Raw genomic sequence first — 16,846 nt, forward strand, 5'->3', positions numbered from 1 at the left:
AAGTAATGGGATTTGGTTTTTGTATGATAGTTTAAATCACCGGATAATAATTGAGTGGGATAGTGTTCATTATTACAATCCGAGAGAAGTTTGGGATAAATTCCAAGTAATTATTTATGATTCAACCGTTACCGGTCCCAATGGTTATAATAAAATTCTCTTCCAATACAAAACAAGAAATGGTTTTACTTCTTCGACAATTGGAATCGAAGATCACACAAATACGATTGGAATTAACTATCCACAGGAGGGAATAATAAGGGAAAGGGCGATAAGATTTACCAATGTTTGGCCCCAAGTTGTTTGTATTTGTCAAGATTTTAAAAATCAGAAAGAAAAAGTTTCTTACCCAACAATCATTGCTTCCCAAGTTAAACTTAATTTAGAAAAGGAAAAAGAGATTTCAATTTATAACTTAACTGGTTCAAAAGTAAAAAGTCTAAAACCAAAAAGGAAAGAGATTATTTTAGATATGAAAGAACTTCCCAAAGGTATTTATATAATTAACTTGAAAGAAAATAAAAAGAATTTAAAAGTTATTAAAATTAGATAATTCTTTTTCAATATTTTCCGAAGCAACTTTTGCACCGTTAGTGAAAAATTTATTATAACAACTTATGTTCATTTGGAGTAATTTTTCATATAAATTATCTTTACTGAGATTTTCAATCTCTTCTAATAGTAAAGCAACGCCGTAATTTTTGGCAATCTCGTAATTTTCATAAGCATAAGAACCAATAAAAGGAGTTAAAACAAACATCGGTAGTGAAAGTCCTAATGCCCAATTTGTTCTTTCGTGAGAGGCAGCAATAAAAAAGTCAATATCTAAAAAAATCTCTTGAAACTTCTTAATCTCTTCTTCCCAATTTTTACTTCTTATCACATAAACACCTTCGATAAAAAGTTTTCTTTGGAAATAAAGATAATAAGAATAATCTATGCCGCTAAAAAGAAAGGTTCTAATATTATTGGCAATCAGATATTTTACATATCTTAAAATCTTTTTTATATGAACCTTTGGATAAGCACCGGAAAGAAAGATGGCACAACTTAATTTTTCCTTCTTTTCAATTCTTTTTAATCTTTTTTTATAACTAATCTCTTTTAAATTTGCTAATTCTTTTTCAACAAATAAGTTAGTAACAACTATTTTCTCTTTATCTATTCCATAGGCTATTGCCTTTTCTTTGGTAATCTCTAATGGAACAAATATTTTTTTGGCATTACATACCGCTTCTTTGGGAAAGGCATTCTCACAATGAAGATAATAAAGATTTTCTTTCTCTTCTAATGCCTTTGCCAAAATTGGATGGGAAACAATAATTAAATACTTTTCTTTTGGTAAAAATTTTATAAGTTCCTTTTTTAATTTTCCAATAATAAAATTTGGAATTCTTCCTTTTTTTCTCGACCAGTTATAAATTGATAGAGTAAATAAATTTCTTGGCGAAATTTTATATATAAAATTTAATAATTTTATAATATGGGTATTTAAAGGAATTTCTGTATAAAAATAGGGGATATTTAGTTCTTGTTTTAATATGTTTAAATAATTAGGATGTCCTCGACCGATTGGTAATTGGATTAAAAAGGGAAGCATAAAAATAGCGGGGGTGGGATTTGAACCCACGACCTTGAGGTTATGAGCCTCACGAGCTACCAGGCTGCTCCACCCCGCAGTTTATATATAAATATAGCAAAAATTTTCTAAATGTCAACCTGAATTAGTAAATGTGTTAAGAAGTTGATTTTTTAAAATATTTTCATTAAAATATACCAATGTTTTTTATCTTCTTTTCTTTTCTTTTTAATCAATTCTTTGATGGTAAATTCTTAAGGGCAGATATTTTAAAACCTGCAGATACTTCTTATTATTATGATGTTAGAAAATATGGTTTTAATATCTTTTTGCCAATGGATAACGGTTATTTTTCCTGTAAAGAAGTTATTAGTTTAAAATCAAATATCTTAACAGATACTTTAAGTTTCCATTTTGTTAATCTTGTTTGTGATTCAGTAAGGTTGGAAAATAGAAGGCAAAATTTTAGACAAGAAAATGGTTATTTAAAAATTCAACTTGATAGAAATTTGATACCAAACGAATCAATTGATTTGGAGGTATATTATCACCGAGAAAGTAATACCCAAAATTTAGGATTTTATTTTTATCGAAGAAGTGGCAACACTTTGCATAATATTGCCTATACTTGTACCGAACCTTATGATTCCAGATATTGGTTTTGTTGTTTTGATGAACCTTGGGAAAAAGCAGAAAGGGGTGTTTTGTTTGAAATAACCTGTCCAGATAGTTATTTTGTTTGTTGTAATGGAATCTTAGATAGTATAAAAGAGAATCAAGGTTTTAAAACCTATTTCTGGTCTCATTCCTATCCGATTTCAACTTATTTAATCCATTTTGCCTGTTCAAAATACGCTACTTTTTCTCATTGGTATCATAATTCACCAAACGATTCTTTTGAGATAAAGTATTTTATTTGGCCAGAAGATTCTTTAAGAGCAGTTAATTCTTTTAATAATGTTCCTTTGATGATACAGTTCTTTTCTGATACCAATATGTATGGCAGATTTCCTTTTGAAAAATATGGTATGGATGCGGTGTATCCATTTATGTGGGGTGGAATGGAGCACCAGACAATGACGACAATTCATCGCCAATGGGTTACTCAAGGAAGTGAAGGCGGTATTGCCCACGAACTTTCTCATCAATGGTGGGGAGATATGGTTACCTGCTTTTCTTTTGCTGATATCTGGCTTAATGAAGGTTTTGCTACTTATTCGGATGCCTTATATTTAGGATTTAGAAATGGTAGAGATTATTTTAAAAACCTGATGAACCAAAGAGCCCAATACTATTTTACTGAAGACCAATCTTATCGCCGACCATTATATAATCCACCATTAGAAAATCTATTTGATTATGGTCATACTTATTGTAAGGCAAGTTGGATTTTACATATGTTAAGATATTTAATGGAAGATACCAGTTTTACAGAAAGAGGAATATTTTTTAAAGGTTTAAGGGCTTATCGGGATAGTTTTGCCTATAGAAATGCTAATACAGAAGATCTAAAAAGAGTATTGTCGCAAGTTAGTGGAATTAATTTGGAGCGATTTTTTGACCAATGGATATATCAAGCAGGTTATCCTAAATATATTATCTATTATTCTTTTCAAGGAAATCAAGTAAATTTGACAGTTAGCCAAAATAATGGTACCAATGCACCAGAGACTTTTATTATGCCAATCAGTTTTAAGTTCAATTCAGCAAATGGTGAAACAGTTATTACTGTAATAAACGATACCAATCCTCAAAATTATACTTTTAATCTTTCTTCTTCGCCAATCTCCTTGGTTTTTGACCCAGAAAATTGGCTTTTAAAGCAAGTTCAGGTTGTCTTTTTAAAGGAAGAGGAGCATAAAAAATTAAAAGAAGCAAATACTTTTAATTTCTTTGTTAGAAAAGAGAATCTATTGGAAAAAGATTATGAAATCTATCAAAAAGATGGTAGAAAAATTAAAGTAAATAATTTGAAAAAAGGTCTTTATTTCTTAAAAATTAAAAATACCTATAAGAAAATATTTATTTTAAACTAACTTGCTAATTTTATTTCATCTCTTTAATTTCTTCACCTTTGAAGGTAAAGAAAAGATAAAAGCAGTTAATTTTTATGAAAAAGAGAAATTAATAAAAAGGATTGAAGGCGATTTTTATGGCTATAAAACTGACAAGAATAATAATTTATACTTAATAGAAAAAGATTATATTTATGTTTTTGACAATAAGGGAAGAAAGTTAAAGAAAATAAAAGATAAAGGTTGGGTAGAAATTGCTAAGACAGGTAAATATCTTTTGGTTTATGATGATAAAGAGATAAGGGTTTATAAAAATTTTCTCTTTTCTTTTAGAATTAACCTAAAAGAAAAGGCGTTAAGAAAGATTATTTTTTCTCAGGATGAAAGGTATCTGGGACTTTTAAATAAAAACTCTTTTTCATTATTTGATTTAGAGAATAAAAATCTTTTATGGGAAAGAAGTTTTTCTTTACCTTTAATTTTTGCTAAATTTCTTAATAGTTTCATAAGTATAGTAAGTGAAAATAGGGAAGAACTTTTGTTTGAGACTTATCTTTTTGATTTTAATGGAAATTTATTAAAGAAATTTTTAAATTATTATGAGGAAGAAGATGAGATAATTTTAGATATAGAAATAAGAGATAGTAAGATTTATGGTAAGACTTATAATAATAGTTATCTTTTGAACTACTTTAATAAAAAAGAAAGAAAAAATCTCTACAAAAATTTTATATCTGATACCATTCCTTGGCCTTTGCCACCAACCGATTCTTTACAACCTTTAGGAAATAATTGGGGAGAATATCAGAATTATGGTGGTTCGCCATATTTTCATCCTGGTATTGACATATTAACACCAAGTAGGCAAGGAGTTCCGGTTTATGCGGTAAAAGATGGTTGGGTGAAAGCCTGGCTGACAATTCAAGCAACTTATCACTGGCGGTTGGCGATTGCTGATTCTTCATTAGAATATCCGGATTCTTGCGAAGGTTTTTTGTATGCCCATATTGATTCTTCAAGATACCATAAACAGATAGGTGATTATGTCCAGAAAGGCGAACTTATTGGCTATTTAGTTCCCTGGCCGGTAGAAGGGTTTGACCATATCCATTTTGCGAAAATAAAAGATGAGGGTTATACGTGGCCCAGGGCAGATTGGGCATTTGTTTTTAATCCTTTGATTTTATTAAGACCAAATTTAGATACGATTCCACCAACTTTCGAATATGCCCGGCAGAATCAATATTTTGCCTTTTGTGTGAATAATACTTCTACCTATTTAAATCCGGATAGTTTATACGGCGATGTTGATATAATTGCCAAAATTTATGATAAATTTAGCGTTTCAACGGGTAATAATATCTGGGATAAACTTATTCCCTTAAAGATTGAATACGAAATTATTGGTGAATATGAGACAGTATATAAAACTTTATCTTTCTCTTTTTCTTCCCGTTTACCTAATGACCAGTTAGTAAGCGTAGTTTATAAACAAGATAATACTTGCCGAACAAGAGGTGATTATAGTTATCGGGATTATTATTTTATTATTACTAATACTGATGGCGATAGTATTATAGAAAGTAGTGATGCGAATTACTCTTGGCAGACAAGGAATTTTTCTAATGGTAGATATTTAGTAAAAGTTTATGCTTATGATGCTTCTAATAATTGCTCAGTTTGTAGTATGTATGTGAGAGTAAGGAATCCGGTAGGAATAAGTGAGGAAAGAAAAAGAAGACCTTGTTCTCAAAAAGGAGAGGTTTATTATTTACCGAACGGTCAAAAAATTGATAAGATAAAAAAAGGAATTTATTTTGTAAAAAGAAAAAATAATTTTTCTAAATTAATAAAGATAAAATAAAAATAGAGAGATAACTCCAGAACCAAAATGTTGTTATCCAATTATTTTTTCGGGTTAATACTTTTTTTAATGGTTCCGATAATTGGTCTTAGCATATTAAACTATAAATTTTTGACACAATTATCTTTTTTGATATAATTTATTGAAAATGGCAAAAGATTATCCGAATGGCCTTTGGATAAAATGTGATGGTTGTGGCGAAATTCTTTACAAAAAAACAATAGAGAAAAATTTCTTTATCTGTTCCAAATGTAATTACCATTTTCGAATAGGTCATAAAAAATATATCGAATATATTTTGGATGATGGGAAATTAGAGGAATATGACTGGGAATTAGAAAGTTATGATCCTTTGAATTTTCCTCAATATAAAGAAAAATTAATTCAGAGTCAAAAAAGTTTAGGAATAAAAGATGCTTACGTTTACGGTTTAGGAAAGATCGATGGAATAGAAGTGGTTTTTGGAGCAATGGATTTTAATTTCATTGGTGGTAGTATGGGAACTGTTGTTGGCGAAAAGGTTGCTCGTTCTTTTCGGTTGGCAACCCAATTAAACATCCCAATAATTATTGTCTGTACTTCTGGTGGTGCCAGAATGCAAGAGGGAATTTTTTCTTTGATGCAGGTGGCGAAGACTTCCTTAGAGGTTGGACTAGCTGAAAGAAAAGGAGTGCCTTATATTAGCATTCTTACTAATCCTTGTTATGCAGGTGTGATGGCTTCCTTTGCTTCTTTGGGAGATATAATAATTGCTGAACCAGGGGCTATGCTTGGTTTTACTGGACCAAGAGTGATTGAAGAAACAATTAAACAAAAACTGCCTGATGGATTTCAAAAGGCTGAATTCCTTTTGACCCACGGATTTGTTGATTTAGTGGTGCCTCGCTGGGACTTGAGAAGAACTTTAATAAGAATTCTTAATATTATATGGAAAAAATAATTCTTTTATTAATCTTTTTAAATATCCCTGACCCAAAATTTAATCATCAAATAAAGAAAGACAGTTTAGAGCCTAAGATTTATAAAGACCGGTGGTTTAGTGAAGATAAATTTTTCCATTTTTCGGTAAGTTCTCTCTTAGTAGGTTCTTCTTACCATTTATTAAGATGCCGGTTGGAAAAGGATAAAAAATTTGCTCTTCCTTTTTCTTTAACAACTACCTTTCTTATAGGTGTTGGAAAGGAAATTTATGATAAGAAAATAAAAAGAGAATTTTTTAGTTATAAAGATTTGATTTATGATTTGTTAGGAATTTTCTGTGGTTATTTTCTTTTTATCTATTAAGTATGTTAAAACCAAATGATTTAATTCTTTTGTATCATAGTGAAAATGCTAAATATTTAATAACCTTACCTGAAGGCGGAGAATTTCAAACGCACAAAGGAGTTATCAAATTAGATGAGATTTTTCAAAAAGATTACGGAGATGAGGTTTTTACTCATAAAGGAGAAAAATTCTATATTTTAAAACCGACGATTGCTGATATTGAAATGAAAGTAAAGAGAACTACTACGATTATCTATCCGAAGGATGCCGGATTTATATTATTAAAAACCCATATTTTTCCAGGAGCTAAAGTGGTCGAAGTGGGAACTGGTAGCGGTGCCTTTACAATTGTTTTGGCTAATTTCATTCGGCCCAATGGTATTGTTTCTTCTTATGAAATTCGGGAGGATTTTTTAGAAAATGCGAAGGAAAATGTGAGAAGAGCCGGGTTAGAAAATAATGTCGTTTTCCATCTTCGGGACGTTGTCAAAGAGGGGTTTTTAGAAGAAGAGAATAGTGTTGATAGTGTGTATATTGATTTACCAGAACCTTGGGAGATAGCACAAGAGGTTTACCGGATTTTAAAAGGCGGTCACTCTCTAATCTCTTTGAATCCGAATGTTGAGCAGATACAAAAAACTTTTCGTACATTAGAGTTGGTGGGTTTTACTCGAATAAAAGTCTACGAAATATTAGAAAGAGAAATTTTGGTAAGATATTCCGGAACAAGACCCAAAGAATTTTCTATTACCCATACGGCTTATCTTCTTTTTGCTAACAAAATAAATAAAAGATGAAAAAATTTTTATTATTTATTTTATTTCTTCTTTTATGTAATCAACCATCCAAAGAGAAAAAAATTCGGGTAGTCTCTTTATCACCGGCAGTAACAGAAATTATTTTTGCTTTAAACTGTGAGGAATATCTTGTTGGTAATACTATTTATTGTGATTATCCCGAAAAGGCAAAGGAAATATATAAAGTGGGTGATTTAATAAATCCTTCCTTGGAAAAAATTATAAAACTAAAACCAACCCTTGTCTTTTTAACTTATCCTTTACAAAAGAATATCGATGAGAAGTTGAAAGCATTAAATATCAAAACCTTCAACTCATCACCAAAATCTTTAAACGAGATGTTCCAAGAGATTATCAAAATTGGCGAGATATTTAACAAGAAAGAACGAGCAGAAAAATTGGTAGATTCTTTAAGAGAAGAATTAAACAAAATTAAAAAACTAAAAAAGAAGTTGAAGGTTTACATCGAAATTAACGCCAATCCCCCAATTACGATTGGTAAAAATTCTTTTCTAAATGATTTATTGGAATTTATAGGTTTAGAAAATATCTTTGCTGATAAACTAACCGATTATCCAGTAGTAAAACATGAGGAGATTATTCTAAAAAATCCTGATTATATCATCCTTTTTCATCCCACTAGCAAAGTCGACGATGTCTCTTCTCGATTTGGTTACGAAAAAATTGAAGCAGTAAAATACCATAAAATTGTTAACAATTTAAATCCTGATTATTTTTTGAGAAATTCCCCAAGAGTAATCGAAGGAATAAAGATGTTGAGGAATATTTTAAGGGATGAAGAATAAGAAAGTTAAAATGTTCTTTCTTTTTTCCTTTCTTTCGTTGTTAATTTTCCTTTCTTTATTTTTAGGAGTTGATGGCTTTTCTTTTGATAAAACAATTGTTTTAAAAGTACGATTGCCTCGAGTAATTTTAGGTTTTTTAAGTGGCGGTAGTTTGGCTTATGCTGGTGCTGTCTTACAAGGATTATTAGAAAATCCTTTATGTGATCCTTATATCTTAGGAATTGCCAGCGGTGCTGCCTTTGGTGTTTGTTTGGGTTATTTAACTAAAAAATTGAGTTACTTCTTTTCTCCTCTTTTTGCCTTTTTGGGTTCGTTTATAGCTATTTTTTTAGTTTATAATTTGGCTTTTTATAAAGGAAAAACAAATAAAATCGCTCTGATCTTGGCGGGAGTGATTATCAGTTTTTTATTTTCTTCTCTCACCATGCTTTTTATGGTTTTTTCCAAACGTCCGTTAAATGAAATTATCTATTTAATAATGGGAAATTTAGCGTTCGTCTTTAATAAATTTACTTTAACCATTTTTGTTATTATGAATTTTATTTCAATTATCTTTCTCATTATCATTTATAGCAAAGCCTTTGAATTAAACTGTCTCAGCTTAGGCACAGAAGTTGCTGAAAGTTTAGGAGTAAATTATCAACAATCAATAAGACTTCTTTTCTTTTTAACATCTTTTCTTGTGGCCATTCAGGTTGCCTTTGCTGGCGCAATTAGTTTCGTTGGTTTAATTATACCCCATTTAACAAGATTTATTTTTGGTGCTAATTATAAAACTGTGCTTCCGCTTTCGTTTATCTTGGGAGCAATAGTGGTAATAATTGCGGATCTAATTGCTCGAACAATCGCTCCTATCGAATTACCTATTAGTATGGTTACTACCTTTTTTGGTGCGCCCTTTTTTCTTTACTTATTAAGAAGAAATCTATAATGCCAATATTTGCCTACGAAATAAAAAACCTTTATTTTCAATATAGAAAAGAAGAACCTCTTTTTGAGGGATTGTCAATTAAGATAAAGGAAAAAGAATGGTTTAGTATAATTGGTCCCAACGGCAGTGGCAAAACTACTTTGTTAAAATTAATGGCCGGCCTTTTAAGACCGCAGAAAGGAGCAATAATTCTTTTTAATAATAATCTTTTTTCTTTAACCTCAAAAGAAAGGGCAAAATTTATCGGTTATTTTCCTCAAGAAAGTTTTTTTATTTTTGACTATACGGTTAAGGAAATTGTTTTGATGGGCAGGAATCCTTATGTTAACTGGTTTTCGCAGGTAAGTAAGAAAGATATTGAAGTTGTGGAAAGATGTATGGAATTAACGGAAACAATAAATCTTAAAGATAAGAAAATTAGTGAATTATCTTCTGGTGAAAGAAAAAGAGTGATATTGGCAAGAATTCTTGCCCAAGAACCTAAAGTTTTACTTTTAGATGAATTCACAACCCATTTAGATATTTCTTATCAATTGGAGTTTATCAATCTCTTAAAAAGATTAAAAGAAGCAAAGGATTTGACAATTGTTTTTCTAACTCACGACTTAAATCTCGCGAGCATTTCCTCTGACCGAATCTTATTGATTGATAAGGGAAAATATGTGGCTTGTGATATACCGGAAAAAATTTTAAAAGAAGATTTAATTGCAAAAGTTTACAAGATAAAACCAATTGTTAAAATTCATCCACTAAACAATAGACCTTTAATAATTTTTTAATTATGAAAAAAGAGTATCTCGTTTTTTTAGTAGCAATTCTTTTCACCGGTTATCTTTTTTTGGCGCCAGGCCATCCTACCACCGGTGATACCTGGCCCCATTTAGTAAGACAGAAAATTGTTTATCAATCAATAAAAGAAAAATTTTCTCCTTTCTTTACTTTCTACTTTTATTCTGGTTATCCCCATTTGCAGTTTTATAGTCCGCTCTTCTTTTTTCTTACCGGTCTTTTTACCTTCTTAACCTTTGGCAGCTTAATTTTCAGTTTAAAGATAGTTGTATTTATTCTTCATATTCTTTCGGGTTTAGCAATTTTTTATTATCTTAAAAGAGAAACTAAAAATCTCTTTTTAGCTCTTTTTGGTTCTATTGGCTATTTAGCGGTGCCCTGGCGGGTGTTGTATATTGCTTCTTTTGGTAATTATCCGCTTTCTTTAATTTATCTTCTTTTGCCTCTTATCTTTTTTTATTTAGATAAAAGTTTTTTAGAAGATAAAAATAATAATTTCATTATTTTTGGTTTTTTCATCGCTTTGATCTTCCTTTCTCATATTTTTTACGCTGTTTATTCTTTGATTTTTGTTATTCTTTATTTCTTTCTAAAAAAATATAAATTTTCTTTTAAAATTTTTAATACCTTTTTAATTTTTTTTTCTCTCTCTTTATTTTTTATCTTACCTTTCTTTTTGGAATATAAATATTATTTATATCCTCAACCTGAATTAAATCTGCCACCGCCTAATCCTTTTGTTCTTTTAGGTTTAAAACAGGAGATCGGTGGTTATACCGGAACCTATTTTGGAATAAGTATTTTGGTTATATCTGGATTAGGGATAATTGATTTAAAAATCTCTCACTGGAAAAGTATTTTATGGTTATTCTCTTTATTATTAACTTTTTTATTACCCTTTTTGGACAGATATATTGGATTTCTATCTGCCGGTTTGCCACCTCAACGATTTTTAACATATTTTATTTTCTTTTCTGCTCTTTTACTTCCTCATGGTTTTGAATACTTACAAGAAAAACTAAAATTGTCCAAAAAGATTTTGTTTTATTTTTTAGTTATATTACTATTGATAGATTGCCTGCCTTCCACAATTAAACTACGTTATGCCAAAAAAGAAGATTTTCTTGCAGTAAGAGAAGAAATATATGAGTTACTTTCTTATAGAAAAACATTCAAAGTTTTGGATATTGATATTCCTGATGATAAAATTGATAATTTCCGCCGACTTTGTCGTTATCCTGCTTGTAATTTTCTTTACGGAAATTTACCTTCCCCCTTGGGGCCTCCCTATCATCAATTTGCTCCGAAAAATATGTTTTATACCTATCCCTTTATAAATTATTTATCAAAAGAACTAACTGACACCACCGTTCGTTCTTTGAGCGAAAATTTTTTAAAAATCTCTTCTCTTTTAGGTATTACCCACATAATCACTCTCCCTACGTTATTAGGTACGGGTGAAGAGGAAACTTATGTTCTTCTTAAAACTGGTATCGAATGGGATGATCGATTTTTGATAAGCGGTGCTCAGCCACCATTGGTTTATGGAGAAACAAAATTACCAATAATTTTAACAAGTAATGTCAAAAAACCGATGAAAAAAGAGAAGATAGTGAAAGAAGGTACACTTTACATTGCTTCTGATTGGCAGGAACTTTTAAAAGAGATAACTATTGATTATGAAAAAGGAAAAATAAATTTCCTTCCGGTGTTAGAAAAGGATAATTATGAAAGTTTGCCTTACGAGGCGGAATTGAAAATTTATGATTTTTATCTGCGAGATAATGAAGTTATGATTGAATATGAATTGAATAATCTTGCTTTTTTGAGATTGCCCATTAGTTATTATCCCTATTTGAAAATTTTGCTTGATAATAAGGAAATTCCCTTTTATGAGACCAAAGACCATTTTATCTATTTAAAATCAGAAAAAGGGAGACATGCCTTGAAAGTGAGATTCCAATTACCACCATTAAGAAAATATACTTTGATTTTTTCTCTAATAAGTTTTACAATATTTCTTTTTTTAATAATTTTTAAGAAATGAAAAAGTATTACCTTTTAATAATTCTTCTCTATCTTTTACCGATCTTTTTCTTAACCTATTTTCCTTTTGTTGATCTGCCTCAGCATCTCCATTTTGTTTATGTATTAAAAAATTTTTCTAAGTATGGAGCCTATTTTGAAAAAAGATTATTTCCGATGCATAATACCTTTCATCTTTTCTTTAATACTTTCTTATCAAATTTTTTACCCTTAGATATAGCAAATAGAATTTATATCGCATTAGTTATAATTTTAACTTTTTTCTCTTTTTATTATTTTTTAAAGGTAATTAACGGCGAAAAGATTTTTTCTCTTTTAAGTTTATTAATTGCCTATAATTATAATCTTTTTTGGGGATTTATGGGAATTGCCTTTGCTCTTCCTTTAATTATTTTTCTTTTCGCCCTAACAATAAATTTACTAAAAGAAGAAAATAAAAAGGATTTAATTCTTTTCTTGCTAACCATTCTTTTTATAATTATTTTTCTTTGCCATTCTTTAACTTTTATTTATTCTTTTGTTAGTTATTTAATAATTCTCTTTTTAAATAGAAAATCGTTACGGCTTAAATATTTTTTACCACCATTAATTGTACTAGTATTTTTATTTATACCTTGGCAGACACAGCAATTCCAAAAAGAAGGAAGCGAAGTTATTGCTCAGTTTAGAGAAAATATTTCGTTAAAGGCAATTTACCAAAATCTTTTAGACTTCTGGGAAAGGTTGGGAATAAAAAATGATAACCTAATAATCTTTTTCTTTAAAACAATCACTCTTTTAGGAATATTTCTTTTGATTACCACCCCTAATCTTTGGAAGGAAAATAAAATATTATCAACAATTTTTGTTATTACTTTGGCTTTTTACTTCTTTTTTCCGGGAAGTTATACCGAAGCGGTTTTTTTAAATGAAAGATTTGCCCCTTTAGTTTTTCTTTTCCTAATTGCTTATATAAGTTTAAAAGGGAAAAGAAAAATTAGCAACTATTTAATTTTGGCAGTTGTGATAATAAATATCCTTGATTTAAATGTAAGATTTCTAATGTTTGAAAGATATGGTAGGGAATTTAAAAAAATTGTTAAGAAGTTAGAATCAAACAAAAAGGTTGTAGGAATTTTCTACGAAAGAAGACCGAAGCCTGATTTATTTGGTTATGATGTCTTTCTCCATTTTCCCTGTTATTACCAATTAGAAAAAGGAGGCCTCATTGGTTTTTCCTTTGCTTATATCCGTTATTCGCCATTAGTATTCAAAAAGAATTATCCCTTAGAAAGAATTGACGAATGGTTCCCTTATCGGTCTCTTTTTCCTTATCTTTATAAAAATTATGATTATCTTTTTGTTACTGGGGAAATAAGATTGAGCGACGAAAGGTATTTTAAAAAGATGGTTTTAGTTGATAGTCTTTCTTTCTTTCGAGTTTATTCGCCTAAAGAATAGTGCTTTAATTTTAGATAAAATATTCTGTAATTCTCTATCTTCTTCTAAATAAGGAATATTTTCTTCAATAACTCTTATTATCTCGGTTTTTTTCTTAAAATTAAGTTCAACCAATCTTAAAGCCTGACTTAGACACAAAATTTCTATCGCCAAAATCGTTTTAGTATTTTCAACAATCTTTTCTAATTTTAGAAGACTATTCATTCCCATACTCACGATATCCTCTTGGTTAGCAGAAGTAGGCAAAGATGTTATGGAAGCTGGGTTAGAAAGAATTTTGTTTTCACCGGCTAAAGCAGTGGAAACAATTTGTGCCATCATTAAGCCGGAATTGGTGCCGGGTTGTTGTATTAAAAATATCGGTAATTCCGGATTCTTTCCTGAAGTTAAATAGAAAATCTTTCTCTCTGATAGGAGGGATAATAAAGTTAATGAGATACCTAATAAATCAGATACTAAAGCCAAACTTGTTCCCATAAAATTTCCGCCACTAAAGATTTCATTATCAATAATTAACGGATTATCGGTTACCGAATTGATTTCTGTCTCCAGTATTCTTTTGGCAAAATCAATAGTTTCGCCGACTGCACCAAGAATCTGTGGTTGACATCTTATTGAATAAGGATCCTGTATAGAACTTTCTTTAAATTCACAAAGATTTAGATAATTATAAATAATTTGGGCAGTAGTTATTTGATGAGAATAAGGTTTTAATTGGTGTAATTTTATATCGAACTCCTTTTTGTTACCCTTTGTAACCAAAGTGGTTAAGCCGCTAATTTCTTTTGCTAAATTAAAAATATTTTCTATTTCAATCAAAAGATAACTTAAAAAGGCAGACATCATTTCGGTACCGTTGATCAAAGATAATCCTTCTTTTATATCTAAGATAAAGGGTTTTATTTTTTCTTTTTTAAATACTTTTTCAGTTGCTAATATCTGGTTGTTATAAAATACCTTTCCTTTTCCTAAGAGAACTAAACCAATCTGGGCTAATGGTGATAAATCACCGGATGCACCGACTGAACCTTTCTTTTGGACACAGGGGATAATATCCTTGTTGATGAGATTTAATAAAGCCTCTATCAACTCTTCTCTTACTCCGGAATATCCTTTGCTAAGCATATTTGCTCTCAAAAAGATGGCTAAACGGACCACATTTCTATCAAAGTATTCGCCTTCGCCTAATGCGTGCGAGATAATTAGGTTATACTGTAATTTTCTTATCTCTTCTTTTGATATCTTTTTACTTACTAAAGCACCAAAACCAGTGTTTACTCCGTAGATTACGTTTCCTTTTTCGATTATCTCTTTTAAAGTATTATGGCTCTTTAAAATCTTTTTTCTCGCCCTATCTTTAATTTTTACGGTACTTTTAGAAAATAAAAATTTTTTAATAAGATCTAAATTTAAATTTTCAATTGGTATTTTGATAATCATTTTCGCAAAACAAAGTTGTTTTCTTTATCAGTAGTATATTTAAGCATTATAATATTTTTTACTACAAAAGAATTTATTATCAATTTTAATAATCGGTGGTATTGAATAACAGACTTTTTGAAAAGAAGAGTATTCATAAGAAAGCAATTATTCGATAATCTCACCTGTAAGATTACCTTTTGCCCTTAAGTATAAAACTAAACCAGCAGGAAAATCTTTGTTTAAAATATGGAGATTTTCTAAAAGGATAACAGTACTCTTATAATCTTTATTTTCAAAATATTTCAAAGCATCAGCATAATATATCTTTGTCTTCTCTTCGATTTTCGGCAAAATATTTTTTAGCTCCTTCTCTAAATAACTTTCAATTCCTCTTTTCAATTCCGGAAGATAATCGTTCAACTTATTGATGTTAATACTAACTTCACTCAATGCTTTTCTTTTTGCTTCTTCTTGGGAATTGCTAACACCTTTTCCTTCGGAAGAAGATATTCTTCCGATGATATTACCTTTCCTATCTTTTAGATAAATAATATATTGTGCTTTTATTGTCCAAAGAGGTCCACTTAAAGACGCCAGTTTACTTGTGGTTGTATAAGAAGGAGTCCCGATAATTTGGGCAAAATATTTCTCATTGTCAATAATAAAATTATTATTCTCCAAAATTGATTTAATCTGTTCATAATAATCTGAAGAAACTTTTATTCGGTAGATTTCTTTATTCTCTTTTAACAAACTAACAAGATTCTCCTTTTCATAAATCTTTTCAAGATTTTCATTAAGCATTTTTAAAAGTCTTTCTGATTGGATTCCGCCAAGAACGTAATACTTTTTCTCACGCTTATTTTTATACTTATCGCGAACTTCAAAATATTCTTTTACTTTATCAAGAACATTTTTAATTTCCCTTTCTACCCAATCTTTTAAAAGAAAATCAAACTCGGTTTTAATAGGCGGATTTAATCGCTTCAAATATTCATTTGTTAAGTTATAAATCAAAGCACTTAATTCTTCCTTGCACTTTTCTTCGGCATTGCTAAAAGAAGTTTGCGAGACCGAAACAGTTGTAAAATAACCTTCGCTACTGATACCCAATTTCTTTGTCGGTAATTTTATCCAATTGGGTTCTTTTGTTTGAGAAGTTTTTTGGGCACAAGAAAAATCGAATTTTTCACAAAAGATAAAGAAGAAAATAATAAAAAACAACTTTTTCATAATACCCCCCTTATATATTAACTTTTTTAAATATAATAAAAATTTTAAAAATGTCAATCATTATAAAATTTCTGTGTATCAAATAAAAACGTTTATTTATTAAATTTTTTAAAGACCCAATCCCAAAAGTAACAAATACGAGAAATATGATAATTATCTCTCAATTTGTCGCCAAATGGATGAAAAAGTGGCAACCTTTTTGTTCTCTTTCTCTAATTATCACCTTCCATTCTTCAATTAAATACTAATAAATTAATTAACATATTTTCAAACATTGAAGCAAAAATTCGGGGAGAAGAAGTGTTACAGGGATAGGCTCTCAAAAGTTAGAAACAACGATTTTAAGAGAATTGAAAAAGACAAACTTTAAAAGAGAAAGATGATAATTCTAAAAAGAAGGAAATTAATAATTTTGCAACAAGGATTTTTATTAATAAATTTCCAATGAAGGGTACAAATAATCTCTTTGCTAATTAAATATTTTTTTGTAAATCAAGTTGATGGTAAGGTAAAAAAATGATGAATAACAAATATTCCGAGTAGTTAAAAAGTTTGTATCAACTAGCTAAGTTTCCCTACAAAGAGAAAGAAGATCTGTGAGATAAATGAGAAAACATTTAAAAAATTATTTTTTTGATGTAGGTTTATCAAATATTAG

14 protein-coding genes and 1 tRNA gene are annotated in these 16,846 nt (G+C 29.5%); 11 read left to right on the top strand and 4 right to left on the bottom strand.

Features of this window, described 5'->3' with window-relative positions; translation table 11 throughout:
• Positions 1–553: T9SS type A sorting domain-containing protein (locus ABIK75_03115; protein ID MEO0090080.1), on the top strand; the 553-nt coding region annotated here is incomplete at its 5' end.
• Here the strand turns inward: ABIK75_03115 and ABIK75_03120 are convergent.
• Together ABIK75_03120 and ABIK75_03125 are read right to left on the bottom strand one after the other, a co-directional pair.
• Positions 530–1,600, bottom strand: coding sequence for a hypothetical protein (locus tag ABIK75_03120; protein MEO0090081.1), 1,071 nt, complete (start codon positions 1,598–1,600; stop codon positions 530–532). The two genes, ABIK75_03115 and ABIK75_03120, sit on opposite strands and share 24 nt — an antisense overlap.
• Before the next feature lie 5 nt (positions 1,601–1,605).
• Positions 1,606–1,679, bottom strand: a tRNA-Met gene (locus ABIK75_03125).
• Between the two features lie 100 nt (positions 1,680–1,779).
• Between ABIK75_03125 and ABIK75_03130 the strand changes: the two genes are divergently transcribed.
• The 10 genes from ABIK75_03130 (at position 1,780) to ABIK75_03175 (ending at position 13,533) form a co-directional block, all read left to right on the top strand.
• Complete coding sequence (locus tag ABIK75_03130; protein MEO0090082.1) at positions 1,780–3,615, top strand: M1 family aminopeptidase; 1,836 nt, start codon at positions 1,780–1,782, stop codon at positions 3,613–3,615.
• Position 3,616: 1 nt separating this feature from the next.
• Positions 3,617–5,458, top strand: a complete 1,842-nt coding sequence (locus tag ABIK75_03135; GenBank protein ID MEO0090083.1) for a M23 family metallopeptidase — start codon at positions 3,617–3,619, stop codon at positions 5,456–5,458.
• 148 nt (positions 5,459–5,606) lie between these two features.
• Complete coding sequence (gene accD, locus ABIK75_03140; GenBank protein ID MEO0090084.1) at positions 5,607–6,398, top strand: acetyl-CoA carboxylase, carboxyltransferase subunit beta; 792 nt, start codon at positions 5,607–5,609, stop codon at positions 6,396–6,398.
• Complete coding sequence (locus ABIK75_03145; GenBank protein ID MEO0090085.1) at positions 6,386–6,742, top strand: hypothetical protein; 357 nt, start codon at positions 6,386–6,388, stop codon at positions 6,740–6,742. Before accD ends, ABIK75_03145 begins: the two co-directional genes overlap by 13 nt.
• Positions 6,743–6,744: 2 nt before the next feature.
• Positions 6,745–7,521, top strand: a complete 777-nt coding sequence (locus ABIK75_03150; GenBank protein ID MEO0090086.1) for a tRNA (adenine-N1)-methyltransferase — start codon at positions 6,745–6,747, stop codon at positions 7,519–7,521.
• A complete protein-coding gene (locus tag ABIK75_03155) occupies positions 7,518–8,327 on the top strand; it encodes a helical backbone metal receptor (protein ID MEO0090087.1) in 810 nt (269 codons plus the stop codon). The genes ABIK75_03150 and ABIK75_03155 overlap by 4 nt, the downstream gene beginning before the upstream one ends.
• Positions 8,317–9,258, top strand: coding sequence for an iron ABC transporter permease (locus tag ABIK75_03160; GenBank protein ID MEO0090088.1), 942 nt, complete (start codon positions 8,317–8,319; stop codon positions 9,256–9,258). The genes ABIK75_03155 and ABIK75_03160 overlap by 11 nt, the downstream gene beginning before the upstream one ends.
• A complete protein-coding gene (locus tag ABIK75_03165) occupies positions 9,258–10,037 on the top strand; it encodes an ABC transporter ATP-binding protein (protein ID MEO0090089.1) in 780 nt (259 codons plus the stop codon). Before ABIK75_03160 ends, ABIK75_03165 begins: the two co-directional genes overlap by 1 nt.
• 2 nt (positions 10,038–10,039) lie before the next feature.
• Positions 10,040–12,094, top strand: coding sequence for a 6-pyruvoyl-tetrahydropterin synthase-related protein (locus ABIK75_03170; GenBank protein MEO0090090.1), 2,055 nt, complete (start codon positions 10,040–10,042; stop codon positions 12,092–12,094).
• Positions 12,091–13,533, top strand: a complete 1,443-nt coding sequence (locus tag ABIK75_03175; protein ID MEO0090091.1) for a hypothetical protein — start codon at positions 12,091–12,093, stop codon at positions 13,531–13,533. Before ABIK75_03170 ends, ABIK75_03175 begins: the two co-directional genes overlap by 4 nt.
• Here ABIK75_03175 and ABIK75_03180 read toward each other — a convergent pair.
• Together ABIK75_03180 and ABIK75_03185 are read right to left on the bottom strand one after the other, a co-directional pair.
• On the bottom strand, positions 13,486–14,973 hold the full coding sequence (locus tag ABIK75_03180; protein ID MEO0090092.1) for an aromatic amino acid ammonia-lyase: 1,488 nt from the start codon (positions 14,971–14,973) through the stop codon (positions 13,486–13,488). The two genes, ABIK75_03175 and ABIK75_03180, sit on opposite strands and share 48 nt — an antisense overlap.
• A 147-nt stretch (positions 14,974–15,120) precedes the next feature.
• Positions 15,121–16,188: a hypothetical protein gene (locus tag ABIK75_03185; GenBank protein ID MEO0090093.1), complete on the bottom strand. Its 1,068-nt coding sequence runs from the start codon at positions 16,186–16,188 to the stop codon at positions 15,121–15,123.
• Between the last annotated feature and the right edge of the window lie 658 nt (positions 16,189–16,846).

Source organism: candidate division WOR-3 bacterium (assembly GCA_039801725.1).
Lineage (GTDB): Bacteria > Hydrothermota > Tepidihabitantia > Tepidihabitantales > DTDR01 > DTDR01.

Bases quoted from the DNA above. Each gene is read 5' to 3' on its own strand.
- ABIK75_03120 (MEO0090081.1), bottom strand. From the start codon at position 1,600: ATGCTTCCCTTTTTAATCCAATTACCAATCGGTCGAGGACATCCTAAT.
- ABIK75_03130 (MEO0090082.1), top strand. From the start codon at position 1,780: ATGTTTTTTATCTTCTTTTCTTTTCTTTTTAATCAATTCTTTGATGGT.
- accD (MEO0090084.1), top strand. From the start codon at position 5,607: ATGGCAAAAGATTATCCGAATGGCCTTTGGATAAAATGTGATGGTTGT.
- ABIK75_03145 (MEO0090085.1), top strand. From the start codon at position 6,386: ATGGAAAAAATAATTCTTTTATTAATCTTTTTAAATATCCCTGACCCA.
- ABIK75_03150 (MEO0090086.1), top strand. From the start codon at position 6,745: ATGTTAAAACCAAATGATTTAATTCTTTTGTATCATAGTGAAAATGCT.
- ABIK75_03155 (MEO0090087.1), top strand. From the start codon at position 7,518: ATGAAAAAATTTTTATTATTTATTTTATTTCTTCTTTTATGTAATCAA.
- ABIK75_03160 (MEO0090088.1), top strand. From the start codon at position 8,317: ATGAAGAATAAGAAAGTTAAAATGTTCTTTCTTTTTTCCTTTCTTTCG.
- ABIK75_03165 (MEO0090089.1), top strand. From the start codon at position 9,258: ATGCCAATATTTGCCTACGAAATAAAAAACCTTTATTTTCAATATAGA.
- ABIK75_03170 (MEO0090090.1), top strand. From the start codon at position 10,040: ATGAAAAAAGAGTATCTCGTTTTTTTAGTAGCAATTCTTTTCACCGGT.
- ABIK75_03175 (MEO0090091.1), top strand. From the start codon at position 12,091: ATGAAAAAGTATTACCTTTTAATAATTCTTCTCTATCTTTTACCGATC.
- ABIK75_03180 (MEO0090092.1), bottom strand. From the start codon at position 14,973: ATGATTATCAAAATACCAATTGAAAATTTAAATTTAGATCTTATTAAA.
- ABIK75_03185 (MEO0090093.1), bottom strand. From the start codon at position 16,188: ATGAAAAAGTTGTTTTTTATTATTTTCTTCTTTATCTTTTGTGAAAAA.